This is a genomic window from Streptomyces sp. NPDC051907 (genome assembly GCF_040681075.1).
In the GTDB taxonomy this organism is placed as follows: Bacteria; Actinomycetota; Actinomycetes; order Streptomycetales; family Streptomycetaceae; genus Streptomyces.
In genome coordinates, this window is the sequence record NZ_JBFAYB010000224.1 from 1 (window position 1) to 2117 (window position 2117).

5 protein-coding genes are annotated in these 2117 nt (G+C 72.2%); all 5 read right to left on the reverse strand.

The features are described 5' to 3' along the window. Window positions 1–118 precede the first annotated feature (118 nt). A complete protein-coding gene (locus AB0M39_RS41875) occupies window positions 119–433 on the reverse strand; it encodes an HU family DNA-binding protein (RefSeq protein WP_365374409.1) in 315 nt (104 codons plus the stop codon). After that, entirely contained in the window at window positions 430–705 is a 276-nt protein-coding gene (locus AB0M39_RS41880; RefSeq protein WP_365374412.1) for a hypothetical protein, read from the reverse strand. The genes AB0M39_RS41875 and AB0M39_RS41880 overlap by 4 nt, the downstream gene beginning before the upstream one ends. A 10-nt stretch (window positions 706–715) precedes the next feature. Continuing rightward, window positions 716–1063, reverse strand: coding sequence for a hypothetical protein (locus AB0M39_RS41885; protein WP_365374415.1), 348 nt, complete (start codon window positions 1061–1063; stop codon window positions 716–718). Next, window positions 1056–1436 carry a hypothetical protein gene (locus AB0M39_RS41890; RefSeq protein ID WP_365374418.1) on the reverse strand — a complete coding sequence of 127 codons (381 nt, stop codon included), beginning with the start codon at window positions 1434–1436 and terminating at the stop codon, window positions 1056–1058. Before AB0M39_RS41890 ends, AB0M39_RS41885 begins: the two co-directional genes overlap by 8 nt. Window positions 1437–1522: 86 nt before the next feature. Then, window positions 1523–1921: a hypothetical protein gene (locus tag AB0M39_RS41895; RefSeq protein WP_365374421.1), complete on the reverse strand. Its 399-nt coding sequence runs from the start codon at window positions 1919–1921 to the stop codon at window positions 1523–1525. Between the last annotated feature and the right edge of the window lie 196 nt (window positions 1922–2117).

The window sequence follows — 2117 nt, forward strand, 5'->3', positions numbered from 1 at the left end:
TAGTCCAGCCATGGCCGCCCCCTCCCCCGCAGTCCGCCCAGGGCCAGGCCGACGCCCTCCCCCCGGGCCTCGCCCCCGCCCCGGCGGCGGCGCCCCCGGCGCCGCCGCCGGGAGCCGGTCACGCGTCCTGGCCGGTCTTGATCGGGGTCCGCCCGGCGACCAGGTCCTTGAGGCCCTTGAGCGCCTTGAACTTCGGCAGGCGGGTGGCCGCGACCAGGATGTCCTCGCCGTTGTGGGGGCTGCGCATGATGCGCTCCTCGCGCTCCTGGGCGGAGAACGTGCCGAAGTTCTGGAGCTGGACCTTCCCGCCCTGGGCGACGGTCTCGCCGACGATGGCGAGCGCCGCCTCGATCACGTCGCGCGCGCTGTCCTGCGTGTTGCCGGAGCGCTGGGCGGCGCGGCGGATGAGCTCGTTCTTGCTGATGGTCGTCATTGCCAGTCCTTCATCTCTTCTGCGATCTCCGCCGCCCGGCGGGCGGCGGCTTCCTTCTCTTCCTGCTCCCGGGCCAGGAGCGCGAGCCCCTTGGCGTAGGTCTGCGCGGCCTGCATGCCGAGGGCCACGTGCCGCCCGAAGACGAACCGCGTGGGCTCGCCGCCGCCGCCCGGCGAGCTGGGGTACAGGAGTCCCTGCTCGCCGGTGACGCGCTCGTAGTGCGCGGCGTCCCGCTTGATCCCCTGGTACCGGGGGTCCTCGATCAGCAGCACGTGTGCCTCCTCAGTAGTTCTCGCGGCGGACGCCGCGCCCGTGCGGGTGCCAGCGCTGGTCGTAGATCTCCGGCCCGTCTGGGTCGTCTGGGTCCTCGTCCTCTCGGGGCTCGTGGATCCAGACGTCCAGGTAGCAGGTGCGGTCGCCGTCGGGCCACTCGCTGCGCTGGACGGGCTGGCCGACGTAGTACACGTCGCCCGCGCGGCTGCGGGCGCGCTCGTTCAGGGCGTCCTCGGCGGCCTCGACGGAGGGGAACTCCTCGATGCCGTCGGGGTAGCCGCTCTGGGGTCCGTGGTCGTTCTGGCGGAACACGCCCCGCAGGACCTGCCCGTCGCCGAGCACCAGGCGCTCAGCCATCGGCCTGGCCGCCGGAGTCCGGGTCCCGGCGGCAGGCGTCCGGGGAGACGTGCCCGCACAGGCTGGTGGCCCAGAGGAACAGGGAGCCGAGGTTGACGTGGGCCACGGGCTTCCCGGCGTGGTGCAGCGTCACGTAGATCTCCGCGTGCCCGGGGGTGGGCCGGGGGTCGGGGATGCCCGCCATGACGCCGGTGTCCCCGTCGACCATGGTGACGTCGCCCAGGGGCCAGAACCCGGCCGTGTCGAAGTGGACGCCGTGGACGGTGGCGGTGATCTCCTGCTCGTCGGGCTCGTGCCAGTCGCCTGCCGCCAGGTCGCGGGCCAGGGCGATCAGCTCCTCGCGGGTGCGGATGCGGAGGATCGGTTCGGTCATTCGGATGGTCTCCCGTCTTGCCGTGTGTGATCAAACTAGCGCACCAAATAGGCGGGCGCAAATCTTGTGTTACCCGGTCGGGTGGGTCAGTCCTCCAGCGGGGGGAGTGCGCGATAGTCGGCGTCGGTCAGCTCGCCGTTCTCGGGGTCCACGAGCGTGACCAGGCCGGTCGCGCTCATCCACCGGACGGCGATGCTGGCTCCGGACTGGGGGTGCTGCTCCCAGCCACGGCACATCGCGCCGGGCAGGCCCCTGTCGTTGTGGACCAGAGTGTCGTGACAGGTGACGTGCGCCTCGTTCTTCACGCACGTCTCGACCATCTGCTTCACGCGCCCCTGCTGGAGGTGCATGAGGTTGCCCGGCCGGAAGATGCACGTGTCGCACCGGCGGGCGCACAGCCGGACGCGGCCGGTGGCCGGGTCCGCGATGTCCGTCCGCAGCTCGTCGTCGTCCTGCTCGTCGGGGTCGTCCCAGAATCCGCTCATGGGTCAGAAGTCTCGGGGGTCGGACTGGGCGGGGATGGTCGGGGTCGGGTTCTCGGGGGAGCGGCGGGGGCCGGGGATGAAGTGGCGGGGGATGACCGGCTGGTTGTCGTCGTCGTTCATGAGGCTTGGTCTCCTGTGATCCGGCCGCGCGCCCGGCCGGGGGGGCGGGCGGTCGGTCGGGTCGGTACAGCGGGGC